Genomic DNA, 409 nt, shown 5'->3' on the forward strand with positions numbered 1-409 from the left:
GTGGTGATTATGGCGGAACTCTTGGGCGCGAGCGAAGGCGTGGGCGCGCGGATTGCGGACGCGAGGGCGATGCTGGAAACTTCGACGGTGATGGCTTATGTGGTGTTGGTTATCGTGTTTGTGTCACTGTTTGAATACCTGATTACCAAACCTTTGGAAATTTTGTTTATGCCGTGGAGGAGATGATGCTCTGTCTTGAAAACGTGTGTTTTGAAATTCTCCGCGACCCCATCGTGCGCGATTTCAGTTTGAACTTGCAACATGGCGAAGTGAAAGCCTTGTTCGGGCCGAGCGGCTGTGGCAAGACGACGGTTTTGCGTTTGATTGCGGGCTTGGAAACGCCGAAATCGGGCACGATACGCAATACTTTCCGCAAAACGGGTTTTCTGTTTCAGGAAAACCGCCTGCC

The 409-nt window shown here is 52.1% G+C and carries 1 protein-coding gene and 1 pseudogene; both read left to right on the plus strand.

The window, feature by feature from the left end:
* Window positions 1-186: pseudogene (locus tag ACTHSP_RS22285) on the plus strand (ABC transporter permease); the annotation flags it as partial.
* On the plus strand, window positions 186-409 hold a 224-nt coding region (locus ACTHSP_RS22290), incomplete at its 3' end, for an ATP-binding cassette domain-containing protein (protein WP_440347048.1). The pseudogene ACTHSP_RS22285 and the gene ACTHSP_RS22290, both read left to right, overlap by 1 nt.

It is taken from the genome of Neisseria sp. P0001.S005 (assembly GCF_051963715.1).